The 26643-nt window shown below is 47.2% G+C and carries 16 protein-coding genes; 8 read left to right on the top strand and 8 right to left on the bottom strand.

Features of this window, described 5'->3' with window-relative positions:
• Positions 1–519 precede the first annotated feature (519 nt).
• Positions 520–1239 carry a riboflavin synthase gene (gene ribE / locus IQ270_RS11035; RefSeq protein ID WP_193973267.1) on the bottom strand — a complete coding sequence of 240 codons (720 nt, stop codon included), beginning with the start codon at positions 1237–1239 and terminating at the stop codon, positions 520–522.
• 238 nt (positions 1240–1477) lie between these two features.
• Here ribE and IQ270_RS11040 point away from each other — a divergent pair, with 238 nt between their 5' ends.
• From IQ270_RS11040 to IQ270_RS11060, 5 genes are all read left to right on the top strand, one after another.
• Positions 1478–1984 (top strand): bifunctional nuclease family protein, encoded by a 507-nt coding sequence (locus IQ270_RS11040; protein ID WP_193973268.1) that lies wholly within the window; start codon positions 1478–1480, stop codon positions 1982–1984.
• Positions 1985–1989: 5 nt separating this feature from the next.
• The gene (locus tag IQ270_RS11045; protein WP_193973269.1) at positions 1990–3120 is read left to right on the top strand and encodes an aldo/keto reductase; all 1131 of its coding nucleotides are present in this window, start codon (positions 1990–1992) and stop codon (positions 3118–3120) included.
• A 456-nt stretch (positions 3121–3576) separates the two neighbouring features.
• Positions 3577–6837, top strand: a complete 3261-nt coding sequence (locus tag IQ270_RS11050; RefSeq protein WP_193973270.1) for a PAS domain-containing protein — start codon at positions 3577–3579, stop codon at positions 6835–6837.
• Positions 6838–7102: 265 nt separating this feature from the next.
• Complete coding sequence (locus IQ270_RS11055; RefSeq protein ID WP_193973271.1) at positions 7103–7597, top strand: hypothetical protein; 495 nt, start codon at positions 7103–7105, stop codon at positions 7595–7597.
• A 135-nt stretch (positions 7598–7732) separates the two neighbouring features.
• Positions 7733–8083 carry a hypothetical protein gene (locus IQ270_RS11060; protein WP_193973272.1) on the top strand — a complete coding sequence of 117 codons (351 nt, stop codon included), beginning with the start codon at positions 7733–7735 and terminating at the stop codon, positions 8081–8083.
• A 347-nt stretch (positions 8084–8430) separates the two neighbouring features.
• On the opposite strand, the gene IQ270_RS11065 is transcribed toward IQ270_RS11060, so the two are convergent.
• A complete protein-coding gene (locus IQ270_RS11065; protein WP_193973273.1) occupies positions 8431–9540 on the bottom strand; it encodes an extracellular solute-binding protein in 1110 nt (369 codons plus the stop codon).
• Between the two features lie 478 nt (positions 9541–10018).
• On the opposite strand from IQ270_RS11065, the gene IQ270_RS11070 reads away from it, so the two are divergent.
• On the top strand, positions 10019–10417 hold the full coding sequence (locus IQ270_RS11070) for a hypothetical protein (protein ID WP_193973274.1): 399 nt from the start codon (positions 10019–10021) through the stop codon (positions 10415–10417).
• A 263-nt stretch (positions 10418–10680) separates the two neighbouring features.
• On the opposite strand, the gene cobT is transcribed toward IQ270_RS11070, so the two are convergent.
• From cobT to IQ270_RS11095, 5 genes are all read right to left on the bottom strand, one after another.
• Entirely contained in the window at positions 10681–11787 is a 1107-nt protein-coding gene (cobT, locus tag IQ270_RS11075; protein WP_193973275.1) for a nicotinate mononucleotide-dependent phosphoribosyltransferase CobT, read from the bottom strand.
• 267 nt (positions 11788–12054) lie between these two features.
• Positions 12055–12813, bottom strand: a complete 759-nt coding sequence (locus tag IQ270_RS11080) for a DUF2232 domain-containing protein (protein ID WP_193973276.1) — start codon at positions 12811–12813, stop codon at positions 12055–12057.
• Positions 12814–13180: 367 nt separating this feature from the next.
• Positions 13181–13678 (bottom strand): universal stress protein, encoded by a 498-nt coding sequence (locus IQ270_RS11085; protein ID WP_193973277.1) that lies wholly within the window; start codon positions 13676–13678, stop codon positions 13181–13183.
• 109 nt (positions 13679–13787) lie between these two features.
• On the bottom strand, positions 13788–14498 hold the full coding sequence (locus IQ270_RS11090) for a Crp/Fnr family transcriptional regulator (protein ID WP_193973278.1): 711 nt from the start codon (positions 14496–14498) through the stop codon (positions 13788–13790).
• Positions 14499–14856: 358 nt separating this feature from the next.
• A complete protein-coding gene (locus IQ270_RS11095; protein ID WP_193973279.1) occupies positions 14857–15039 on the bottom strand; it encodes a hypothetical protein in 183 nt (60 codons plus the stop codon).
• Positions 15040–15380: 341 nt separating this feature from the next.
• Between IQ270_RS11095 and IQ270_RS11100 the strand changes: the two genes are divergently transcribed.
• Both IQ270_RS11100 and IQ270_RS11105 read left to right on the top strand, forming a co-directional pair.
• The gene (locus tag IQ270_RS11100) at positions 15381–15578 is read left to right on the top strand and encodes a hypothetical protein (RefSeq protein WP_193973280.1); all 198 of its coding nucleotides are present in this window, start codon (positions 15381–15383) and stop codon (positions 15576–15578) included.
• A 250-nt stretch (positions 15579–15828) separates the two neighbouring features.
• Entirely contained in the window at positions 15829–20163 is a 4335-nt protein-coding gene (locus IQ270_RS11105; RefSeq protein WP_193973281.1) for a hypothetical protein, read from the top strand.
• Positions 20164–20675: 512 nt separating this feature from the next.
• Here the strand turns inward: IQ270_RS11105 and IQ270_RS11110 are convergent.
• Complete coding sequence (locus IQ270_RS11110; RefSeq protein ID WP_193973282.1) at positions 20676–26324, bottom strand: AAA family ATPase; 5649 nt, start codon at positions 26322–26324, stop codon at positions 20676–20678.
• Positions 26325–26643: the final 319 nt, after the last annotated feature.

Below are 26643 nucleotides of genomic sequence, written 5' to 3' on the forward strand. Positions count from 1 at the left end.
GTCAATCAAGAAACAACTCTCAAACGTAGCTTGCGACAAAAAAGAAAACGGGCTGCGATGAATAATGACTATATGATGCAAATTCTCAAGTGCTTTTGTCAAGCATGATTGAGATGCTCTTACCCTGATAAATTGAGCAAGTTATTGTCACCGAAAAAAACCGGGACTCAACTTGAGATATTGTCTACTAATTTTCATAAAAAATATAAATTAAAGTTAAAAGAGTTAGACTAAAAAAAGTTTGATGGCTTTAATTCTTGAAAACTACCAGCAAGATCATCACATCTGCGGAATGTGGGTTGGAAAAAAAAACAATTTTGTTGAGGAATAGATTGGGATTTTTGAACCGCAGAGAGCGCTCTTGGCGCAGAGAGAGAAGTTAGTTTGAGTAGGTGCGTCAGCTTTGAATTGTCGATTATTGATAGAATAGTTCGCTGACGCACCCTACAACTTTATTCTTTAGTCCGCGTCGGCGGACTTCGTTTCTGTAGTAGCGGTTTCAACCGCCGAGTTATGCGATTACATAAATCCGTGTTCTGCTAAGAATTCTGGTGTGATTGTTCCTAAACTGTTACTGTTAATGGCGGGGATTTCTTCCCAGGATTCGGGATGCGGTTGTCGGCCGCTGCGGAGAAATTTTGCTACGTATTTGCCGAGTATATCTGCTTCTAAATTTACTAAACTTCCCGGTTGCAAATAGCTGAGGTTTGTCTCGCTAAAACTGTGGGGAATTACGGCAACTTCAAACCAATTGCCCTCAGCATCGCAATCTGCCACGGTTAGGCTGATGCCGTTGACGGCGATGCTGCCTTTGGAAACTATGTATGGTGCGATTTGACGCTGCCATGCTGAATTGCCTGATGGTGGGGCTGTAAACCTCATCTCCCAAGCGTTGGCGGTTTGGGTTGATGCTGCTAAACTGCCGATCGAATCTACGTGCCCCGTCACGAAATGTCCGCCCAATTTGCTACCTGCGCGCAGGGATGTTTCTAGGTTTACCCAAGCATCGGGGAATGCTCCCAATGTAGTGCGGCGCAGGGTTTCTGGGGAAGCGGCGGCGACAAAACCTTGGGGCATAACTTCCACTACAGTCAAACAAACTCCATCGACGGCTACGCTGTCTCCAATGGCTAAATCTTGTAAAATTTGGTATGAGTTGCTTGAGGTGCAGGAAATTTGGAAGTAATCGTTGCCTAGCGAGTTTAGCTTCCCGAGAGATTGAATTAGTCCTGTAAACATAGGGATTTTTTCCTTAGTGGAGCGCTTATTTAGATCAAATCACAGGGACAAACCAGGTGCAGAATCTTTTACTTTCTCCGCCTCCCTCCCTCTTTGCATCAAAAATCTCAAATCTCAAATCGACACTCCCCGATCCGTTGCTGATTCAGGCGAAGATCGAGTCATACTGGATTTAGGTCATCTTTATGTCCAAGTTCTCTACTGCCTTACAGTTTCTTAATTCTATGAGGCCGATCGAATGATTGAAATGAAAGTCGCTGGAATTGCCTTAGATGCAGCCACGCGCAGCCCTATTGTCCTATTGAGAGACGCTACTGAGCGACGCGCTTTGCCTATTTATATTGGTCAGGAGCAGGCTAAGGCTATTATTAGCGCTCTCGAAGGCAACAAGCCTCCTCGACCCTTAACTCACGATCTGATGGTCGCTTTCCTGGAGGCCTGGAGTATTACCTTGGAGCGGATAGTGATTCACTCGCTGCAAGATAACACCTTCTATGCCGTGCTGATCGTCCGTCAGGGAGAAGTTAAAAAAGAGCTGGATGCCCGACCCAGCGATGCTATCGCCCTAGCACTGCGGACGAATACCCCCATTTGGGTGATGGAAGAAGTTGTCGCCGATGCTTCGATACCGGTCGATCGAGATGCTGATGAAGCCGAACGCCGCGCCTTCCGGGAATTTATCTCAAACCTCCGCCCGGAGGATTTGATCAAGAGAAGCGGTTTGGGCCAGGGCGAAACTTCCTGAGATTTATGCGCTATCGACGGTTTGGCAAAACTAATTTGCATCTGTCGGTATTTTCCTTGGGAACCATGCGCTATTTGGCTTCTGAGGAAATTGCCTGTCAGACTGTACAGCAGGCGGTGTCTCAGGGAATCAATCACCTGGAAACGGCGGCAGGTTACGGTTGCAGCGAGGAATATCTCGGTGCGGCCATCTCGGCTGGTTTGTCGATCGATCGATCGCGCTTACACGTCACTACAAAAATCCCCCCAACCGACGATGCTGCTGCTATGGAACGCTGCATCGACTTATCTCTCAAACGCCTGAATCTAGACTACATCGACTGTCTGGCAATTCACGGTTTGAATGCTTGGGAACATTTGGCGATTGTGCGATCGCCCGCAGGCTGCATGAGTGCCGTACAAAAAGCCCTAGCCGACGGTCGCATTCGGCACGTCGGTTTTTCGACTCACGGGCCTCTGGATCTGATTTTGGCGGCAATTAACACAGATTTGTTTGAATTTGTCAACCTGCATTATTACTATTTTTTTCAGCGCAACGCCCCGGCAATTGAACTTGCCAAACAGAAAGATATGGGCGTTTTTATCATTTCCCCGGCAGACAAAGGAGGGCAACTCTACACGCCCCCGGAAACTCTGGCACAATTGTGCTCGCCTCTGTCGCCTTTGGAGTTGAACTATCGGTTTTTACTTAGCGATACGAGGATTGGGACTTTGAGCTTGGGGGCTGCAAACCCGACAGAATTGAAGCAACCTCTGACATATTGCGATCGCGATTTTCCCCTCACAAATGCCGAAATTGCTATTTTCGCCAGACTAGAATCGGTGATTGCCGATCGTTTGGCAACCGACAAATGCAGCCAGTGCTATGCCTGTTTGCCTTGTCCGGAAAACATCAACATTCCCGAAGTGCTGCGACTCCGCAATCTTGCCGTCGGGTGCGACATGACTGACTTCGGTAAATACCGCTACACTATGTTTGAAAATGCCGGACACTGGTTTCCCGGCAGCAAAGGCAATCGCTGCACCGATTGCGGCGACTGTTTGCCCCGGTGTCCCGAAGAGTTGGACATCCCAACTCTGCTCAAAGATACTCACCAGCGACTCGGCGGCAAAGCGGGCAGGCGGTTGTGGGATTGAGCTGAAGCAGCCAAAAGAGGGAAAAGGTCGATCGACCCGGTGCTAACTGACGCAAGAATTACGTTAGACTTTTGTTAAGTGAATTTACTGTATCGCCGATCGAAAAACTACCTAGTTTGGACACTGCCTTCGGTAGTATCCCCATTTTGCAAAAAGCATTTTTGTTTTAGTGCGAGCATCCTGCACAGGAAAGCCTACATTTAAGCGCAAACACTTTTGTGAAAGCACCGCTTTGGATGCTTCCAATACACTTAAAATAGGAGTATACAGTATATGTAAAAACAACTAAATAATACAATCCGATTCAACACCGAGAAAACGATTTTTGTGGAAATACCCGCCCATTTTCTTACTAGGTTATACCGGGTAAAACCGAAAAATTTTATGATGATTGATTAACCGGATTGGACTTCAAACCTCAAATTTCAAATTGACAATTCCCGATTCAGGTATCGCGTGTCATCTAGAACCGATTCAGCATCTACTACTATGGCTCAAACTCAGTTAAACGACAATCAGCTAAATTGTCTGCAGCTAACTAAAGTTGCGACTTCTGAAAGATTTCAAGCAGCGTTAAAGCCTTACACCTACAACTTTTCAGTTACCAGAAAACAGCTAATCGGACTGCTGGTTTTACAAATAATTTTGCCAGTCGGATTAACGGGAGCAGCATTTTGGCGAACATCAGCAGTTGGCAGAAATCAACGGCAAAATCAAGCGAAATCAGAATTGAGCCTTAGTGAAACTAACTACAGTCTTAAACTAGACCGCGCCGCCTACCGCTTGCAAAACTCCTCTGATAGCAAAACGATCGCGCAAACAGCCTCAAATTACAACAGCGACCAAAATCTACCAAATTTGCAAAAATCTGTCAAGCAAATTCTGGAAACTCAAGTTAAAACAGGGGAAATAGACAGCGCACTCTTAGTTGCAAAAAATCGGCAGATTGTGGCTGGCGTCAACCTAAACCTGAAGGAAAAAAGTTTTAATCTGGAAAAAATACTCGATCGAGTATTTGCTGAAAAAGAGCAAGTTACAGCCACCGAAATTCTTGCTAAATCTGAAGTTCAGAAACAATTCCTATCTTTGCCGCCCGGAATGGGCGATCGCCATGCGCTCGTCCGCTACGCAGCAATTCCCGTCAAAGATCCAAAAACTCAGACAGTGATTGCTGTCTTAGTTTTAGGAAAAATTCAAAGCCAAATAACGGCAGTTGCTAGCAGCGAAACCGTCAATTTACAGGGCGGCGGATATCGCGCTATCTACACACCGCTTGCTGACGGTAAATTTGTTTTAGCAAGCGGGCCAACACTTAGTAAAAATCAAGAGTTGCCAGAGTTGCTGGCAGACAAATCTGTCCTAAAACGCGCAGTCGCTGCCGATGGCAAACCAGTTGTCGCACAGGTACAAACAGGCAGTCAAACTTATACGGTAGCTGCTAGATCCCTCGACAATTTAGCCGGAAAACCCGCAGCAATTTTAGTGCGGGGCATCCCCAAAACTTCCGACATCTGGTGGGGGAACAATTGGCTGCTGCTGGCACTGTCTGCGGCCACTGTCCCAGTCGCTTTGGCAGTTGCAGTCGCCCGCCTGACAGCCAAACCAGCTAACTCTGATTTATCAACAGCAGAGGGGAATTCATCATGTAATTCCACTGCCGAGCTGCAGCAGCTATTGGAAAAGTTAGACCGCACTTCTGATAATTCATCTGATAATTTAAATTGGGCGGAATTTGGTTTGTTCTCAAAAAAACCGAGTTCAGGCGGTCAATTAGCGGTTGATTTTTCAGATAAAAATTTTTCAGGCGATCGCAAATCGCAAATCGCAAATCCCGAAATTCTGCTAATTTTCCCACCCGTAGAATTGCCCACAAACAGTGTTTCACAGCAGCCGCGGCAGAAAAATACAGAATCCGAAAAAAGTGCGATCGCCTTAAATCAAGTTCAGGAAGCTTGGCAAGATTTAAATTGCCTCAACTTGGAATTGCAGCGAGAAATACTCGAACGCCAAAATACTCAAAAAGCCCTGCGAAAGAGCGAAGCACTGCTGCAAGCGATTTTAGACAACTCAACAGCAATGATTTACATCAAAGATGTTGACGGAAAATACCTGCTGACCAACAGCCATTTTGACAATTTGTTCCACATCACAAAAGAGCAAATAACAGGCAAAACTGACGGCGATATTTTTCCCGAAGACTCTTGGGCAGCCTTGCGAGAAAATGACCTGAAAGTTCTCGAAACCTGCTCGCCTTTGAGCATTGAAGAAGTCATCCCTCAAGATGACGGCCCGCACACTTATATTTCTCTCAAATTTCCCCTCTGCAACTCTAAAGGCAAAGCTTATGCAGTCGGTACAATTTCTACAGATGTGAGCGCTCGCAAACTTGCCGAACTCACCCTAGAAAAAGCTAAGGCAGAACTAGAAATAGAAGTCGAACAGCGCACGCAATTCCTCAAACAAGCCAACGAACTCTTGCAGTTTGAACTGGCAGCTAGAGTCCGCGGCACGATCGCCGTCAGACAAATGACCGCCCAGGTAGCCCGACACGCCAGAACAGTTGACGGGATTCTCGGCGCTTCCCTCGACCTAATTTTTCTAGTAGATCGATCGGGAAAATACACCTATGTCAGCCGCACCGCCGCTCAAGCTGTCGGCATGAACCCGAGAAAAATGATTGGCAAAAACTGGCAAGAATTAGGCTGGTCCCCCAAAATTATGCAGCAGGTTCACCAAGAATGCGACAGCGTATTTGCTAAAGCCGAGTCCGTCAAAGGCGAAGTAATCGTCCCCACCGCTAACTGGGGAACCCGCGACTACGAATACATTCTCAGTCCGGTTGGCGGGACAGACGGCAGTGTGGAAGCGGTGGTGGCAACGCTGAGGGATATCACCGATCGCAAAAATGCCGAGGCGGCGTGGCAATTGGCCAAGGAAGCCGCAGAAGTTGCCAACCGCGCCAAGAGTGCTTTTCTGGCAAACATGAGTCACGAGTTGCGGACTCCCCTGAATGCGATTATTGGTTACAGCGATATGTTGGCGGAAGATGCCCAGGAGTTGGGCAACTTGGAGGTTGTCTCGGATTTAGACAAAATTCGCACTGCTGGCAAACACTTGCTGCGGCTGATTGATGACATTCTCGACATTTCCAAAATTGAAGCTGACAAGATGGAAATTTACCTTGAAAGCTTCGATGTGGGCGGGTTAATTGAGGAGGTGGCGACAACTGTAAAACCGCTAATTGATAAAAACGGCAATACTTTGCAAGTGTTGATTGCTGAGAATGTGGGCGCTATGCACGGCGATTTGATGAAAGTGCGGCAGGTAATGCTAAATTTGCTGAGCAATGCTGCTAAATTTTCTACTGATGGGGCGATCGTACTTAATGTCGAAAGAATTACCAGCGAAGAATTAAAAAATAAATATCAACCGAGGGTTGCTCAAATGTTAATTTTGGATGCTGACTTTCTAATTTTTCGAGTGACGGACACGGGCATCGGCATGACAAAACAGCAGCAAGAGCGACTGTTCCAACCTTTCACTCAAGCTGACAATTCTACTACTCGCAAGTACGGCGGTACTGGTTTGGGATTGACTATCAGTCAGCGTTTTTGTCAGATGATGGGCGGTGATATTGAAGTTAGCAGCGAGTTGGATTGCGGTTCTACTTTTACTGTTTGCCTACCTGCTTCGTTGTTTAGGCGATCGGAATTTTAACCTTACTGGGGCGGCTTTTCGAGATGGCCAGTTTCCGGCATCAATGGTTGGTAAAATCCGCGCGTTAGGGAAATATACAGCATATTCCAGGTTCATGAATTACAGTAGCAGCAGGAATCGTGTGATGTTAATCCTCCGGGTGCGTCGCTCCGAGATATTGGATATAACTTACAGATTGACCGATGTATCCGCACCTTACACGGAGTTCGGATTATCTGTACCACATACACAAGGAATATGCTGTATAAGAAACCAAACAATAATTATGAAATACGATGTTGATCCGCGCCAGAATTGTAGTTTTACCAAAAGTTTATTTCTGTTGTTAATTGCGGGTTCTGCTTGGCTGCCCCATCAATCGGCGGCGTTTTCCCAGCAGTCGGTTTGCCCGAGTGGTAACGCTGCAAATTTCCCGTCGCCGCCACTTTCGCAAGCCGAACCAAGCGTGCCGAGTCTGTGGTTAGCTGACAAACTGTTTGGCGGCAAATTGCTTGATCGCTGGTTTGTCGATCGGGGCAACACTGCAGTAATCATCATCGTCAACCGCCAACTTTGGAGCTTGCTAGATTATATCGAACGCTACCAGTTTGTCAACCGTTTCGGCACTGTTTCTAGGGAATACGGTTACAATCTGCGAGTTTGCAACCGTGAAGGGAAGGCTTTGGCGGTTTATTCGTGCAAGGGCGATCGGCTGAACTGTAAAATCGACCTAGAATCTCTGTCAAATCCAGGTCTCCGAGGCAAACTCAAAGGCTTTTAGTAGGGTGCGTCAGCTAGAGAGATTTTCGGGATAATCGACAAATCAAAAGCTGACGCACCGCGTATTTGAGCTGAAAAAATGTAGCTGCCAAAAATGAATTTTTGAAAAGATTCAATTTGAAAATAAACAAGTTAAGTGTTAGAAAAATCACTCCCAAAATCACAAAAAAAAATGGCTGTTCCTAAAAAAGCTTCACGTAGTATCAGCATAAACGGCGAAAAATATCGTTGGCTTGCTTCAGGTCACGATTGCGGAATTGATTTGTGCATAGAGTTATATGAGAATCCTGCTCAGAGATTGATGACACGTTTTTCTTATGATTATCAAGCTATTACTCCTGTGCTGGTGCGTGAGATAATTCTCGATGGCTTAGCACAAGGATACACGCCTCACAAAAAAGGTCAGAATTTTTGTTTACATGAAAATTCACCCTTAGTAGTAGTTGAGAATTTAACAACTAACGCAGCTTACAGGTACAACTGGTGACTGACGCACCCTACGGTTTGAGGTGCGTCAGTTTACATGATTTTCTCGGCGTTTGTGGGCTGGTGACTGACGCACCCTACGGTTTGAGGTGCGTCAATTTTGATGATTTTCTCGGCGCTTTTGGGCTGGTGACTGACGCACCCTACGGTTTGAGGTGCGTCAATTTTGATGATTTTCTCGGCGCTTTTGGGCTGGTGACTGACGCACCCTACGGTTTGAGGTGCGTCAGTTTACATGATTTTCTCGGCGTTTGTGGGCTGGTGACTGACGCACCCTACGGTTTGAGGTGCGTCAGTTTACATGATTTTCTCGGCGCTTTTGGGCTGGTGACTGACGCACCCTACGGTTTAACTTCTCACTACTTGCCGAATTTCTTGCCAGAGCGATCGGTATTGCTGAATCCCCGCCTCCCCGAAAGGCAGCAGAAAGTCGCTAGCAGCAAGAATTTTAGCAGGTGGGAACAGCACAGGATTAGTGCGAATACTAGCAGGCAAATCCTCGGGTTTCATGCCGGTAATTATCGGCGAACTAGCTTTGGCGAGCAAAGATAATTGAGGCGCAATTTGAGGCTGCAAGCAAAAATTGATCCATTTTGATGCTAACGAAACTGCTTTTTTCGATGCGGGTTCTACCCACAAATCCGTCCAAAGTGCAGTTCCCGAAACTGGAATTACTAAAGCAATATCCTTTTGAGTTTGGAGTAGTGGCAACAAGTCGCCAGAGGAACCGACTGCCAACCAAGTATCGCCTAAAACCAACGGTTGCAAATAAGCGTCGGAACTGTAAAGTTTAACTTGTGCGTTCAGATTTGTGAGTTCTTTTTTGAGGTTGGGAACTTTATCTAATTGCTGCGTATTGTAAGATTTTCCCAGTTTTTTTAATGTTAAACCAATAACTTCTCTGGCACTATCCGGTAGAGAAATTCGATCGCGCAATTCGGGCTTCCACAAGTCGCGCCAATCTGTCGGAGTCCACCCCAAATCCTGAAATTTGTCAATTCGGTAGGCAATTACCGTACTTCCCCAGCGGTAAGGTGCAGCCCAAACTTTACCTTTAGCGTCTAACTCACCGTCTTCGTTGCGCCTGACGAGTTTTTGCCATCTTTCGGGCAATTTCGACCAATTATCTAATTTAGCAGGATCGATCGGCTTAATCAATTTTTGCCGAATTGCCAAAGTCAGCCAATAATCTGCCAACATCACCAAGTCAGCTTGATCTTTGGCTGACGGTATGCGTTTCCACTGCTGCAACAGCGCGAATAATTCTTTTAATTGTGCTTCCTGCGTTACCTGCAAAACCGGAGACGGTTGTAAGTCGCGGCTAAATTTGCTTGCGAGTTGAGCTGGAATACTGTTTTTGAGCGATCGAATTTTGAGAATGGGCTTCGAATCGCAACCTGCCGCCAATTGACTTAAAGTTAGGGTGGCGGCCCCCAATAGCAAAGACCTTCGTTTCACCTGTGAATCCGCTTTTCTAATATTGACCGACGGGAAATGTGTTTGGCAGCCCCGGAAATAATTGTGTTTCGAGTTTGGTCGTTATCGCCGATTTGTCTTATTTCTTTTTCAAACACAGAGCCATTGTACTCGCTTCTGTCGCGATCGGAAGTCTGTTCGACCCAAAGCACTGGCGGGGCGCAATCAATCTAACGCAAGACTGAGCCCTCCGACTCTCAGAAAGCGGATTATTTAACTCTCATTACAAGTTAGAACCAAGTGCGGGAGTTAAAAAACCAGTTTCAGCCTCCGCGACTACCTCAAATCTCAAATCTTCAATGCCTCAATCTCAAATAAACAAGCTGAATCCCTCAATCTACCGTCAGGATTGGGAACACAACAATTAGCTCAAAAATTAAATAATTTAGTGATAAATACCACTTATGTAAAGATTTCCCTACAATGTAAAGATATAAGTTACAATCTCAAGGATAATTATATGGAAGCGCTCCGCCAGCAGGTTACAGTATTGACGCAACAAGTCGATGCTCTCTACAAACTCATAGAAAACCTGAATGAAAAGTTATTGGAGTCGGCTCAGAATACCAAGCTGGCACAGCAGCAGAAAAACGATCGCCCTGAAACGGTAGAAAATCACAAAACCTCCCTATATGTAAACTACAGCAGTCTCGACGGGCTGCTGGAACACAAGGACGTACTGTTAGATGACAGCTACTTCAACAAGAATTCTCAAAGCCTGGAAAAAGAGTTGAGCGCGGAAATTCAAATCCAGCGCCTCACAGCTCAGTTAACAGCGGCTTACAATCGAATTGCAGCCTTGGAAGAACAGTTGCTATCCAAAAGAATTCACTCGCAACAAACAGGCGGGTCTAATTAAATATTGCTGCGGGCGATCGGGAATTATCATCCGAAAAAAGACAACTTGCGTTGATTTCTGCTCGTCTATTTTTGAGTCATTCAAGAATTTTTTTGGTCGCAAAATTAGCACAAAAATAGCAAATTAAGGCAACATTTTGTGTGGAAATAGCAATCATCTTTCTTGAGCGAACAAGATTTTTTGTGCGAACCGCAGATAACTCATAGAGAGAGCAAAAAAGAGAGAAGTTCACAAATCCCCTATCGATTGCTATAACTACCTGCTTAATGTTTGATTTCACATCGCAAGGCTAAAGCTTCAACAGCTTGGAGGAGTTGAGTAGGAGTCCAATTTGCAGTCAGCCCGCTGGCGATCGCACAGGCTCCGGCACCGACACCCTCTTTAACGTACCCGCGATCGTAAGCTTGCAGTTGCCCATAGCGAGAACCCCCAAAACTGAGCTGCGCGGCCAACAGAGGCACACCGCCAATATCCTTAGCAAGTCCTACAGTGTCTCCTGTCGGGTCTTCTGCTACCCAACGAGTAGTCCCCACCGCAACTTGTTCGGGACACCACAACAGAGCATATTCGCGGGCTAAGGCCTGCATCAAAGCGTAGACTGCCAGCATTTGCGTGCCGCCAGCCAAGAGCACCCCACAAGTCCGACTCGCGGCGATCGCCATTCCCGCCACCGCCACCTGCATCGGATCGCCCACCGCCGCCACCAATTCCACGGGAGTGCTACTTTGTCCGCCAATTTCCCACTCAGCATTATTGAGTCCCGCTGTCACCGCAGCCAATTTTTGAGCGTAATTGCAGCGAGGGTGAGAACTGTTAACCTTGCCCGCCGCTGCAATACCCAAACCCATTAACACGGCCAAAGCAGTAGTCGTTCCCCCAACTACGCATTCCCCTAAAATTAAATAGCTGCCATTAGTTTTAGCACCCAGTTTAGCTCCCCAAATCAACCCTTGTTCCAGCAAATGTTTGACTGTTTCGAGTTCTAAAGCATTCCCAGAAATCAGACACTTTGCCGCAGTACCGCCCAAATCAATTGCAGATACCGGAGTCGGGAGAGGCAAACCAGCATTGAACAGGTAAAGCGGAATTTCCAAAGCTTCGACTACAGCGCGAGATATCAGTACCGGAGAGGCGCCGGCTTCTAGGGGCGGCAAAGGATATTGGGGTGAGGGTTGGGGGCCGTTATACAAAAATTCTGCATCTGCCAAACAAGTAAACTGTCGATCGCGCGGAGTTGCTCCTGCCGCGGAAATCCCCGGAATTAAGCCTGTCGCGGTAAATCCTAACACGCAGGCAAATATCGGTTGCTGTCCCCGATAGCGATCGAGCCATCGCTGGCCCTGTTCAATTTCTGTATAAATACCAATCATTTATTTGTTATTTGTTATTTGTTATTTGTTATTTGTTATTTGTTATTTGTTATTTGTTATTTGTTATTTGTTATTTGTTACTTGTTATTTGTTGTTTGTTATTTGTTACTTGTTGTTTGTTATTTGTTATTTGTTGTTTGTTATTTGTTACTTGTTATTTGTTATTTGTCGGTAACAATAACTAATACAGCCTTGCTCAAAAAAGTGAGGTATGCCCTGTTTGGCCTGTTTGGCCTGTTTGGCCTGTTTGGCCTGTTTGGCCAAGAACTACTCTTCATAATCAATTAAAACCTGCACCCAGCGCGGCGGCCGCGGAATCGGATTTCCCAAACGATCGAGCAGCAGCAAAGCTACCAAATGCACTACAAATAAATAAACAATATTGTTAACCAAAATCATCCCGGCGGCGATCGCCCCAATTGCCTCCAAACTCGGCACCATCAGCCAGCCAAGCTTCACAAACGCCCATTCCACCATCTCTGTTACCTGGACAGTGATATAAACCCAGAGATCCTGGCCCACCAAAGCTGACAGCAGCCAAAACCGAAAAAAGAAGCCGATAGTACCAATTAGCGCGCCCAAACTAATAGAAGCAGACCAACTCGCTTTGTGTCTCCAAAGTCCTCCCAGCGCAACTCCCATAACTCCAAAAGGAATCACGTATAAAATGCTCCGCGTCGGGCCCATGAGTACCGACAGCAGCAAACCCGATACCAAAGCTGACATCCAAGACGCTCGGTTGCCCCAGCGCAGGTAAACCAGGGCGATGGGTATCGGGAAAAAAACCCGCAGCAAAGGCCCCAGCGGAAAGTAATAATTTACCAGCCAAATTAAGCTAGCGGTACTTGCCAAAAATGCCGTTTCTACGAGCCTCAAAGGCGCTTCCGGGCGATTGTCGCCAGGAAGCGGATCTCGATTTGGGGACGCGCCCGCATTATCTGAAATAGCTGCGGTTTGGCGATCGTTATTTGTACTCGGTGAACTGCCCGAATTAGACGCGGCATCTGCTGACAAAAAATCACTCATCCGATTTTAGATTTGAGATTTGAGATTTGAGATTTTAACTGAGATGTTGCACCCTTCGTGTGGAAGCTATTAAAAACCGGGTTTCTGAACCATAGAGATAGGTTGTGATGCTAAATTTGCAGTCAGAAACCCGGTTTTTGCCACAGGTGCAAGATATCAGTTTTAACGTACTTGCGCCCTATGCGGGTGATTCCCAGTTTTTGATTTTTGATTTTACTCAAGTTGCGCGCTATAGATAATTCCGATTCTCGGTTTCAATGTAGGGAAGCCTCGCACCCAAATTTAATATTGCTCCCAAAAACCGGGTTGAGATACCCGCGCCAGTCTTATTTTAGATGAATTTTCCGGGCAAAACTTTTCAGCAGTATCATTTTTGGGCTTTGACTTCCTGAATGACAAAAACCGAACAAGATGCGTGGTGAACGACATAATTGCTCACACTGCCGAGAAAAGCTTCTGTCAGCCCCGTGCGGCCGCGCCTCCCAATCACTATTAAATCTGCGCCCCAATTTTCGGCAGCTTCACAGACAGAATGCCCCGGATCTCCATCCATTTTGCAGTCAAATTCCACTTGCAATCCTTGTTTAGTCGCTGTTTCGCAGTAATTTTGTAGCAAGCCCGAAGACTGTTTTAGGTCATTTTCCAACCGCAAACGTTGAGCTTGATAAGCTCGATCCATTAACTCGACATTCATTCCCAAATCTACAGGAATTGGTATTGCTGTCTCGCCCATCGTGTTGACAGTAACGCAGTGAAATAACATCATCTGGGCCCGATCGCCCAGAGCTAATTCTAAAGCTTGACTGAAGACGCGCTGGCCCAATTCTGACTCATCTACGGCGGCGAAAATTTTCTTAAAACTCACAGCTTTACCTCCGGGGGAAAATCATCGATATCAGTTATTTGAGAGATTTGACAGATATTTAACAGAGAGTGCATTTGAATTAGATTCAAACAGGCAGTCTGCGATATTTCTAGACTAACAGACGCTCCAAGGCATGCAGGTCGGGAATGCACAAAACGTCACGTTCGCGGTGAATTGTGCCTTTTTTTTCTAGCTTGCTGAGCACTCGCGTTACCGTTTCCCTTGCCAGCCCGCTGAGGCTGCTTAATTCTCTGTGTGGGAGGTTGGGAATTTCTGTACCTCCTGTTGACATGATTTTCCCTTGCCCCTCAGCCAAAAATAACAAAATATCTGCTACTCGCGAGGTACTGTCTGACTCTCGCAAACGCAGGCGTCGGTTAACTTGCCGCAGGCGGCGGGCCATCAGTTGAGCTAGCCGAATGCCTGCTAGCGGCTCGGTATGAATCAGTTGCACAAAATCCTGAGCTGGCATATTGCCGATCAGTGTCGGGGCTAGGGTGATGACATCTGTCGATCGCGGTGTTTCTTCGATCGCTGCCATTTCCCCGAACAGTTCTCCTTTCCCTAAAATATTCAGTGTTACTTCTTTTCCGTCTAGGTTGTAGGTGCGAATTTTCACCCAACCATCCAATATAAAATACACTGACGTTCCCCAGTCATTTTCCAGCAAAATCACTTGATTTGACGGATGGCTGCGGCTAACAATGTGGACAGTTGCTCTTTCAATTACAGCCTCGGGTAAACCTGCAAAAAAAGGAGTAGAAACTATCAATTGATTTATATTAGACTGCGGATCTCGGGTATTAAAGCGGTCTTCCATGAGGCCATTATTTTAATTTACGCGCTTGAGCTGCGCTGGGCAGTTAGAAATAGCAGGCAGCCGAGTCATTCGATTTCAGTTTCTTTATGTAACAAACAAGTATGTAAACTTACCAATTTTACCTCTAAATGTTGGCGGTCGAGCCATCGAATATGGAAATTAATAGCCTCAAGTTCTGATGGCGAGGTAGAGACTAAAGACTATACCATAATTTTGTAGGCATATAGCGTTTATCAGAAACATGATGTATGCTGAGGTATGCTGTAACCCTTACATTGTCAAGCTTTTTCGGTCAAAATTCGTACCTCACTAAAGTGACAAAGGCTATATACCCCCGCGCAAATTTTATTAACAAAATTTAAGCAGGGCGGCAAGCTCCTTGTGCCGATCGAGTTACCGAAGACCAGCACTGGGCGAACACAAGCTTAACACTCCTGAGAGATTTGCGATCGAGCTGGCCCTGCTGTCGATCGGCACAGGGAAACAGCGCAAGTCCCCAAACCGAGTAAGTAGCCACCAAATCCAACCGCAACTGCCTCAAATCAGTTAAATCTCAGCAATATCCGGAATATCCACAATAATTTTGTACTTACAAGGTTGGCCCTGGCAGCTCGCGAAACCGACGCAGTTTCCAACAACCTTTTTTTGCTACCCCGAAACTATTGTACCATTAATCTCTAGCCGTGGAGACAGATAAAAAGCTATTATATAAGGTTGTTCAAATCAATTGTATCGGCACAATACCGAATCCCGGCATCCCAAGTCCGACAATTGAAGAATTGAAAATTGAAGAATCGGGAATGAGTTACTCGATAAGGATCGCGAATTAAATAATTTACACATAATTGTGGGGTGGGCACGCGAGCGAGGCCTGAATATGCAATGTTTATTTTTGCAACAGCTTGTGAGTTTGGACCCGGACATAAAGTTGCATTTTTTTTGAAACTGGCCGCTCTTGCCAAACTCCCGATGACCGGTGTGGCGAACCAAAGCCTAGCCGGTGACAGCCTGCATTTCGTCAAGCACAGCTTATCCCTCTTGGGGCATCGACCCAAACCTGCCGACGAAAAAGGAAAGTAGCCCCAGAATTTGAGTTCCCTTGCAGTTGGTAGAAGCGAGCATTTGATGCGGAAGTACCGGCTAACCTATGATGGGCAATAGAAGTCATCCGAAGGCAAAAGCAAAAGATTAATTCAAAGTTGTCACAAAATATTAGTCCATTATTGACGGACTCCCATTCAGATTATTCGATCTATTGGCATAGCTGCCGCCTGACTTCAATTTTTTTTAATAAAGTTTCTCCCAAGTCGCATTCCCAGAGGTTCCGCCCTTGAATTCTCAGAAGTACAAAATTCAAGCACTAATTGCTGAGATTGACGAGGTACTCAGCAAGCCCGCCCCCCGCTTGCCTTGGACGGGTTCTATCGATACTGTCCACCAGCGCCAACTTTTAGAGCGAGTTCGCACTTATCTCGTTTCCTCAGACTCAAAGCTAGCGGCCGGCGACAGGCCCAGAAGCCCAAGTGTCCGCCCAGTACCAGTTCCTGTTCCCAAATTGCCGATGCCGCCGGTTCCCTCAGCAGCAGAGCAAATTATGCTTGCCGTCACCGGAGAAATTAGCAACCTGCGTTCCACCCTCACCGGGCCGCTCCAAGAAGATATAGAAGCTCTGCGACAACAGCAGCAAGCTCTAATTCAAGAAATCAAACAACTAGAAGCAAAACGGCAGCAGCAACAATCCCTAGCTCAACAACAAGCGAACCAACAGCAAATCATTTCTGAATTCTTGCAGGTACTGACGGGCCGCTTGGCAGAAACTTTGGATCGCGATTTCTCCCAAATTCTCGGTAGCCTAGAAAATCAGTTGTTGCAAAGCAGCGCACCACAATCGGAGCAATCGGCTTTAAATTCACAAACTTCAGAAGAACACCTGCTGTTGATATCGGCGAGCCGGTTCGAGCAAATGGAACAGTTTCAAGCTCGTGCCGAGAGCCTGCTGGTGGAACTCGATTCTACGGTGGGTATGGTGTTCGAGGCTTTGGAAGCAAAGTTGCAAAGCTATCAAACTTCCTTGGGGCAAGGAATCGAAAATATGTACGGTTTGAGGCAGCAGAGCGAGGCGATGGTCGCGGCTTTTGTCAACCACGCGCTGGCGGCACAGTTGGGACGAGAAGCTTCTTCCTACGTCCAGCAGCCGTTGGCGAAGCCCTCGCAGAGGATCGCCCTGGCAAATCTCGAAACTACAACCCCAACCGTAGCAGACCGCTCTGGAGTCCCTCCCGCCCCCTCAAATACGGCGATCGAACCCTCGGCCAGGGCCAGTAAAAATCGCAGCGGCGAATTCGCACAGCAAGATCGATTTCCCTACGCGGGTACAGAAATTTCTTCGCAATCGGGACAGTTGATGGGCCAGAGAGATCGTATTGAAGCTCCTCTCTCGTTCTCAGATTTGGAAGATAATTTGTTTGGTTCTGCACCAGAAACACCAGACTCTGCAACTCGGTTTGCCGACACAGAGTCGGAAGATATTTTAGCAGAAAATGGCGAAGATGTTGAAGATTTGTACGCGAGTTTGTTCGTGGGAAAAGAAGTCGCAGAACTCGAACTCGAACTCGAAAATTTCACGTTAGAAAATGATGAAAGTGCTGCTGGGAGTGAATTGGTTGATTTTCAAGAGGCAGATTGGGAAACTACCGAATCTCTAAATAAAGCTGAATATTTGTTGGTAAATCTGCTGGACGAAGGGGAATCGCTGGAAGATTTATTAGTAGGTGAAAATTCTGACTTCGTAATCGGTAATTCGGTAGATGATCTGACTTTAGATAGTGAAGATTTATTTGAACCGCAAGTTGCAAAAGTATCTCAAGTTTCAGAACCGTCAGCCCTCAGTTCGATCGCGCCAACAGTACCTCAAGTTTCAGAACCGCCAACCCAAAGTTCGATCGCGCCGCAACTTGACTCGGACGATCGAGAAAATCTAGAAACAGTTCAAAACCAAGGCGAGGATTTCGACACTGCTGCGGTACCGGGGCCGCCGACTTTGAGCGCGCCTCCCGAAATTAGCCCGCACCAACCCAGTGCCGCTGATGTTCGCACTGGCGAGTTCGACACATCCTCGCCGCGGCTCGATGATGGCTACATCCAAGCTTCGCCGGACGAGGATTTGCTGCCGGTAGAGGCATTAGAAAATGACCTCGATCGAGCTCTAAATTTGGATAACAATACTCTGGAACTTTTGGAGACAGACCTCTACAATCTGGAGGGATTGGAAACTGGCCAACGGCGATCGAATTTAAGCGCGGTTAACAGCTTGGATTTGGCGGCGAATTCCGAGGGCGGTGCAGAAAATCCCTTTGCTGAGGCCGCAGAGGCAGAACTCGGCACTCTGGAGGATTTGTTCTCGGATGTGTTGGAACTCTCGTCTGAGGATGAACCGTTTGTTTTAGAAGACGAACTTGGGGATGATTTGTTGGCTGAGGAAGATGAGTCTAAATTGACGCTAGACGACATTTTGGCTAGTTTGACCGAGACCGATCGAGCTTTGATGGACACTGCCGAAACTGACGCAGTGCGATCGAGTCCTCCAGAAAGCAAAAAAAAAACCCTAATCCCAACAGAGAGTAAATCCGAAGTTGTTGAGGAACAAACCGGACTCAGCGAGAAGACGCGGCAGCAAGAGTCGCCAGCCCATTCTGTTGTAGGTGCGATCGCCCCTTCATCCCGGACTCGGCCAAATTCTCGCTGGTATTTGGGCATTGATTTCGGTTCCAGCGGAATGTCCGCGGCTTTGGTCGATCGCGCCAGCAGTCAGTTGTACCCGATTTACTGGGAAGCATCGCAGGTTGAGGGTACGTCCGATCGTCGCGCCAGTTTTCGGATTCCCTCGGTTGCGGTGATGGAGGAAACAGCCCCAAGCGCTACAAGCCCCCAGGTTACAGTCAAGTCGGTGGGATGCCGGCAGTTGGCTTTGCCTGCAGGAGAGTTTTTGCTGCAAAATTTTAAATTGCCTTTAAAAGTCAGTATTCCTTATCAGCGCGCAACTGCTGGGATGTACGAACCGCTGTTGCAGTGGTCTCCGGATCGGGCTTTGTCGATCGCCATACCGCTGCAAGGTGTGCGGGCGCTGCTGGCTACTTTGAATCCGAGTCAGCAGGGGCAAAAATTTGGCGGCGAGGGGGAAGTTTTGGATGCTGCAATGCCGGAGGCGAATTTTGCTTTGCCAGTTTCTAATTTGATCTGTAAAGCTTCCGGACTCATGGCCGAAACTCTCGATGCGGCCCTGTTAGACTTGCAGGGTGTAATTTTGGGGACTCCGGCGGGCTGGTCGGATGCTTATCGGTTTAACCTGCAGGAGGCGGTTTTGGGCGCGGATCTGGTGGCTTCGGCTTCGCAAATTTTTGTGGTCCCAGATGCGATCGCCACTTTGGTGGCTGCTGTAACTCCTGGGAAAAATCCCGATTTGCTACAGTCGCCAGCGCCCGATTCTGTTATGGGCTCCCTCGCAGAAGCAGCACCTAGAAGTGTGAATGCTTCGGCTTTTAGCGGGGGAACTTTGATTCTAAATGCGGGGGCGGCAACGGTGGAATTAGCTTTAGTCGAACTCCCGTCCAATCTTCAGGATTTAACTCGTGCTGATTTTATTTGCCAAAGTTTTGATGCTGCTGGTGATGCTTTCGATCAGGATATTATCTGTCAGTTGTTGGCTAAAAATGAAACTTGGGGAATGTCGATCGATTTGCCGCGTCCGGGGCATCCCGATTTACCGAGTCGCTATCAATTGCAGCAGCGGTTGCAAGGTTCTGCTTTTGGGCTGCAATTGTTAGAGGCGGCAAGGCATTTGAAAGTTATTTTGCAACATCAAGAAAGTTTTGTTTTGAATATCGGCCAGCAGCATTGGGATGTGAAGCGTAGAGATTTGGAGAGTTTGGTTTTAGTGCCTTTTGTGCAGCAGTTGAATCGCGAATTAAATGCTTTGTTGAGCCGCGCGGGAATGTCGCCGGCGGGGATTAATCAGGCGATTTGTGCCGGAGGTATGGGTGCTTGGCCCGCGATCGCCCGCTGGTTGCGACAGAAGTTGCCGAATGCGATCGTCGTTCAACATCAAGAGTTCGAGGGCGATCGAGATATTTCAGAGCTTCACAATTCTGAAATATATTCTGTATTTACAAGTACAAATATCTCCGAAAAAATTGGTTTAGTTGCCTGCGGGTTGGCGAGTTTGGCTCTTTATCCTCAAATTTTGGATGTGGCGCAGCACCAGTACAATGACTTTTTTCTGCTGTGGGAATTAATGCAGGTTTTGGGTGTCGAAACTCAGAGCTTTGAGGAAATTTTGCAGTTATTGGAACGCCAAGGCGTGAATACCCGCACCTGTGAGTCCCGGATTCGCGAGATTTTGGAAGGAAAATTGCCGGCCGGACTTTTGCCGGAGGAGGAAGATTTCATGCTGCTAGCCGAGGATTCGAGGCAAAATCCAGATTGGCAAGCAATTTTGGCCGAGCCGCTTTTCTTTGAAGATGTCACGCGCGGTTATCGCTTGAATATCGAGCACGCTACGGTTGTTCGCGAATACTTAAACACCCTCGCCCGATCGAGCCAGCAAAAATTATTGGAACCGCTAACAATTGCTTGGGATGTTCCCATCGATAGTTATCCCAATTTTTAAAAGTCCAGAACTTAGGCTCGCGAATTAAATAACTTAGGATCGCGAATTAAATAATTTACACATAATTGTGGGATGGGCGGGAGAGCCCGTCCCACAAGAACAATAAAAATGGTAAGTTATTTAATTCTCATTCCTGACAATTTTAATTGTTATTCTGGGATCTCCCGCCCGCCCTTTTTGGACGGGCGGCCAGGACATCCCACTTTCCTTGTGTAAGTTATTTAATTCTCATTCCTGATCTCAAATCCGGTTGTATCAGAAGGATAACTGGCGTTGCTGAATACAGCTATGAATTCAAGATTTCCCAGTTGCTATAAGCCAGCTATAGTCAGTTTTGTAACATCAAGCAAAAAGTTGATTGATCATCAATCCGGATTACTCATCCCTGGAGCATCTCATCAGAGTAAAAACACTTCTTTTGACTCCTTCTTTATTCCTCTTCCCTCCTGTCTTCAATTTCGAGCAGGGCTGCTTTCCGACAGAGATGCTCCCTGGAAATCAGTTGCAGCAAGTTACAACTCTAATTTCCTAAGTGCCACAACACTCCTTTGCCTAACAGGAATTTCAATCCTGAATTCAGCCCCTTGACCGGGTTCAGAAAAGCATTGGAGTGAGCCACTATGTTTAACAACTACAATTTGATAGCTGATTGACAGTCCCAATCCAGTTCCTTGACCAATAGGTTTTGTGGTGAAGAAGGGGTCAAACACCTGCTGTCTCACTTCTTGCGTCATCCCTGAACCGTTGTCTTGAATTTGAATCACCACTCTTTTAGAATGACTGAGCTGAGTATCGTCAGTCAATAACTTAGTCCGAATTGTGATGCAACTGGGATGATTGAGTGCATCTTTCGCAGAAAGCTGAGCGTTGTATTTATCTAAAGCATCAAAGGCGTTTGCCAGAATATTCATAAATACCTGGTTCAACTGACCTGCATAGCACTCTACTTTTGGTAAATCGTCGTATTCCTTTAGGACTTCAATGGCAGGACAATCGGGTTTTGCTTTCAGCCGATTTTGCAAAAGCATGAGTGTGCTGTCAATTCCCTCATGGATGTCAACAGGCTTCATTTCTGCTTCATCCAGTCGCGAGAAGTTTCGCAGCGAGAGGACAATTTGACGAATGCGATCGGCTCCTACATTCATTGATGTGAGTATTTTCGGCAAGTCTTCCATCATGAAGCCCAAGTCGATTTCTGTAATTTTCTCTTCAATTTGGCGGTTTGTCGCTGGATAGGTCTGTTGATAAAGCTCCACTAACTCCAGTAAATGCTGCGTATACTCAGCAGTGTGGATCAGATTGCCGTAAATGAAGTTCACGGGATTGTTGATTTCATGGGCAACTCCAGCTACCAGTTGCCCCAAACCTGACATTTTCTCAGTTTGAATTAATTGGGTTTGCGTCCGTTGCAGTTCCTCTAGGGTGGCAAAAAGATGTTGATTTTTTTCGTGCAATTCCTGAGTTCTCTGCTCGACTCGCTTTTCCAGCGTATGGTTTGCTTTCTCCAGTTGCACTTTTGCCACAGCAAGCTTGTTGTATAGTATTGCATTTTGCAGCGAGATCGCTGCCTGCGCCGTGAGCAACCGCAGAACTTCCAGACAGTTACGACTGAAAGCGCCGATGGTCAAATTATTTTCCAGATACACCATGCCAATCAACTTGCCGCGATTACAAATTGGCATACACAGCAAGCTTTTGGGCTGTTGTTGCATCATGTAGGGATCCGTGGCAAAAGTCGTTTCCCGTCTGGCATCGTCCAGCACTAAAGGCTCGGCAGTGCGGGAGACATAGTTGACAATGGAGTGGGGAATGTCGCGACTTGATTGCAAGGGGCGCGATCGCAACCAAAATTCCGAAGTTTCACTGAGTTCGAGGCGTTGGGTCGCAACTTCTAAGGGAGTTTCGATCTCCGCATTAGTTGAATTTTGGGCGACAATCACCCAATTTTTTTCAGGTCGTAGCAACAGTACATATTTTTCGGCTCCGGCATTTTCAACCACTACCTGCATCAACGTTGCTAGTAGCTTATCGATCTCAATTTCTCCAGCCAGCGCATGAGATGCTTTGATCACCGTTGCTAAATCGAGATTTTCGGAAATGGTGGAACCGTTGCGTCCCTGGCCGATGGTGGTGGAACGAACACCCTGGCTCGAAGAGCTTGGATCCTCGCCTTGCAGGATCGGAGCCAAAAGTTGCCGATAGCGCTGTTCTAAGTCCTTTAACTTTGCCTCCGCACCCCAGCGTCCATAGCCATAATAGGCATTCGTCAGGTAAACCCGAGCGATCGTTTCTTTGCCCCAATCGAGATAGAATCGAGCCGCAAGTTCGTTGGCGAGGGCTTCTTCTTGCGTGTATTCGTTGGCTTTGGCGGCCGCGATCGCCCGATCGTAGCGATCGAGCGCGTCCGACATTTGACCCAGCACCCGACATTGTTCTGCAGCCACCAACTCAAATTTATGCAGATAATTCATGGGCGCATGAGTGGCCCAGGTTTGCATTTTTTGCTGGTTCTCAGTAACTCGTTGCAGCAATTCTGCCTGTTCAAACGGTGTAGCAGTAGGATAGACAGCCAGCGCCGTGAGCGAATCATAAAAATGAAAGACCGGAATCGTGGCGTATCCGGCGCCTGCTCCTAGATACTGTCTGGCTTGAGTAGCAGTGGCGATTGCCAAAGACAAATCCCCAAACAGGTAGCAGAGAATTAGTTTATGAACGTAGAAATAATGAAGTCCTGTAAATTCATTTGCAGCAATTAGCTGAGGCAATAATTCTTCCTCGTTGAAGGCCTGACCAGTCAGCACACAAGCATTCTGGGCCTTGCCTAATAAGTTAAGAACCGCTTGATGATAGATCCGGCAGTAGTTGAGGGTGGTAGTTTGTTGGAAATTCTCTAGGAGAAGAGTATAACCCTGCATATCTTCTTCTAGGCGAGGCAGTTCCCGCCCCTGGAAATAGGAATACTGACAAATGTCTTTGGCATGGAAGCCGACGTAGTACATATTTCCCGTGTCGATCGCAATTTGATAGCCTTCCAACATCAACTCCACAGCATTCTGGAGATGAGATTTCAGATAGATGATGAAGGCACCCACGACATACAAAACCATCGGCTTAATGGCGTTCATATTCAACTTAGCATTCAACCCTAATGCCAATTTCCCCACTCGATCGGCTGCTTCAACGTCTTGCAAAATCCCGTTTAGAAGAATTCCGTAGCAGGCATAGCAGAACGCAGAAAAGGGCGCATTGCCATACTGAATCGAAGCTTTTACTTGTGACAAAATGAGCAGCGGAAACAGATTCGGGGTGGCAATATAAACACTGGGAGCCACACTGGCCACAATTTGAACAACTGCCAGTTTGTCTGCAGCCGTCATCATTGGCAAATCGACCAGTTCTTCCTGATTGCGCCCGTCCACCAAAACAGCCGTTTCTTGCAGAGCCGCCTGAATATCAGCCTGGGTTGGCTCAAGAGGAAAAACCAGGCCGAACTGTGCCATCGCTTGCCGAGCGATCGCGATCGCAGCGAGTACATTATTTTGGGCTGTATAGGCCTGAATTTTGATGTCGTAAATGCCGACGCGATCAAGCAAAGTCTTGGCTTGCCGCATCACGATCTCACCCAGTTGCTCCATCTGCTCATAGGCTCCGCAGAGATAAGCTGCGATCGCCGCTGACTTGTGCAGAGACAGGGTTAACGCATACTGACGGTGCCATCCGTCCGATGGCAGCAAGCGGATTCCCCCGGTCAAATACTCAATAGCAACTTTGTGCGCGGTGGAAGCGAGAGCTTTTCGTCCTGCTATCAGGTTGAGTTGAGCCAGTTGCTCCCGCTCATCTGGCGATCGGATCAACTCGATACCCATATTCAGGTGATTCACAATCTCAAAAACGTTGGCTTCTCGCTCGGCTTCTGGCACATTTTTCAACAGCCGTTGCCCGATTTTGAGATGAGTCGCCTGTTTATTATCCTCTGGAATTAACGAGTAGGCGGCTTGTTGAACACGATCGTGAAGAAACTTGTAAGAGACGATGAGTTTTTCGTGGTCGTTAGGAATGGTTGCATTTTCTGCAGCAAATGTCGAACGATCCGCCGGGAATAATTTGTACCCCTCGCCGCCCAAAGGCAAAATCAGTCCTTCTTTGAGGGCTTGCCACAAAGCAGCAGCCGTCTCTGTGGTAGATTGCTCGTACACGAGCGCCAAGGTTTCCAGGTCGAATTGGTTGCCAATACAAGCCGCCAGTTTCAAGACATTTTGAGTTTCCAATGACAACTTGTGCAATTGCTTGGCCACAAATTCCACCACATCCTCAATCAGGCTCATAGAGCGGATTGAGGCGATGTCATAATGCCAACGGCCCACCGAGGCATCAAATACAATTAGTCGATCGACATGAAGCGATTTAAGAAATTGATTGCTGAAGAAAGGATTACCCTTAGTCTGTTGATACACGAACGTTGTCAAGGAAATTGCTTGCTCTGGTGAGGCATTTAGAGTATCGGCAATCAAGTAGTTGAGATGGAGGGGTCTCAACGGAGACAAAGCAATTTTATTGATTGTCACCGATAGCTGTAGCAGTTCTTCTATTCTCTGCATTAACGGATGCGCGGGCGAAACTTCGTTATCCCGATACGCACCCACGAGCAGTAAATAGTGGCTTTTTGCTTCACTCATCAGCAGTTGCATCAGCTTGAGTGAGGCGGAGTCTGCCCATTGCAGGTCATCGAGAAAAACCACCAGGGGATGCTCTTGCGTGGTGAAAACCTGGATAAACTTTTGGAACAACAGATTAAAGCGATTTTCGGCTGCACTGCTCGACAGTTCCGATGCCGGAGGCTGTTCACCAATGATTCGTTCGAGTTCTGGAATTACCTCCAGGATCACTTGGCTATTCTCGCCGAGTGCAGCCAGAATCTTGGTTTTCCAGAGATCGATCTGGGCATCGCTCTCAGTCAGCAGTTGCCCCATCAAGTCACGGAATGCCTGCACCAACGCCGAGAATGGGATGTTGCGTTGAAATTGATCGAACTTGCCTTTGATGAAGTACCCGCGTTGCCGCACGATAAGCTTGTGCACTTCGTTGACGACGGCGGTTTTGCCCACGCCGGAAAAGCCCGCCACTAGCATTAGTTCGGTGGCTCCCTGCTGCACCCGCTCAAAGGCTGCCACCAGCATGGCCACTTCCGCCTCCCTACCGTACAGCTTTTCAGGAATCATGAAGCGATCGCAAGTATCCCGGTCTCCCAGCTTAAACGGCACAATGATGGCCGTTGCGTTCCACTGCTGCAAACAGATTTCCAAGTCGTGCTTCAGTCCCCAGGCGGTCTGATAGCGGTCTTCTGCATTCTTCGCCATCAGTTTGCTCACCACCTCCGAGAGGAGCGGTGGCACGGCAGGATTCAGGTTATGGACGGCGGGGGGGTGTTTGGCGATGTGGCAATGTACCAGTTCGAGCGCATCATCCGATTGAAACGGCAACTGGCCAGTCAGCAATTCGTAGAAGGTGATGCCTAGCGAATAGAAATCGGTGCGGTGGTCAATGCCCCGGTTCATCCGCCCGGTTTGTTCGGGAGATAAATACGCCAGCGTCCCTTCGAGCACTGAAGGACTGGTCGAAAGTTGCGTTTCTCTCGGCAGCAGGGAAGCGATGCCAAAGTCAATCAGCTTAATCTGCTTGGTGGTGGGATGAATCAGAATATTTGCAGGCTTGATATCTTTATGAATAATGCCATTACTGTAGAGATTGTTGAGCGATTGGGCGAGGGCGATGGCAATTTGCAAAAATTCGGTGAAAAATTGTGGCTGGCAGCTAGGAGGCTTGTGAAGTGAGATACTTTCTTGAGACTGCCGAGCCCAAAGCGCTGCATATTCCTTGAGTGAAATGCCTCCGAAATCCTCCATAATTAGAGCAAGCTGATTTTGGTAGCTCTCCAGACTATAGGAACGGACAACTTCAGGAATGTTCAGAGTATGGGCGATCGTATATTGGTTTTTGAACTGTGCTAATTGAGCTAGGGTGGGATAAGCTGTTTTTAGAAGTTTGATCGCAACGGGAGTTCGATCGAACTCTCGACAGCCCCGATAAACAATAGTTCTCGAACTTGTATAAATCGTTTCATCGATTCGATAGCCTGGAATGTCAATCAAGCTCTTTAGCATAAACTCTTTTCAACACAATATATCTAGTCTACCTACACTGAAGGTTACTTTTAAACTGCGCTCATATTTTTTTGAGCAAAAACGTATGGGATAAATGCGACACCAGCCATTTGTAACGGGTCTCCTGGCGAGCCGGTGATTTATATAGCTTATATGCCTCATGGCAAAGAATTGGGCGATTCGATTGCCAATATTTTGTGCCGTGCAATACAGTTAGCACCACAAATCAAAGAGAGCCTTTGTCACAAACATAATACTACTGAAAAAAGATGGTAGAAGAGAAGCGTTATCCCCTCTACCATCGCTACAACAACTGACC

This window comes from Microcoleus sp. LEGE 07076, assembly GCF_015207455.1.
In the GTDB taxonomy this organism is placed as follows: Bacteria; Cyanobacteriota; Cyanobacteriia; order Cyanobacteriales; family Microcoleaceae; genus Microcoleus.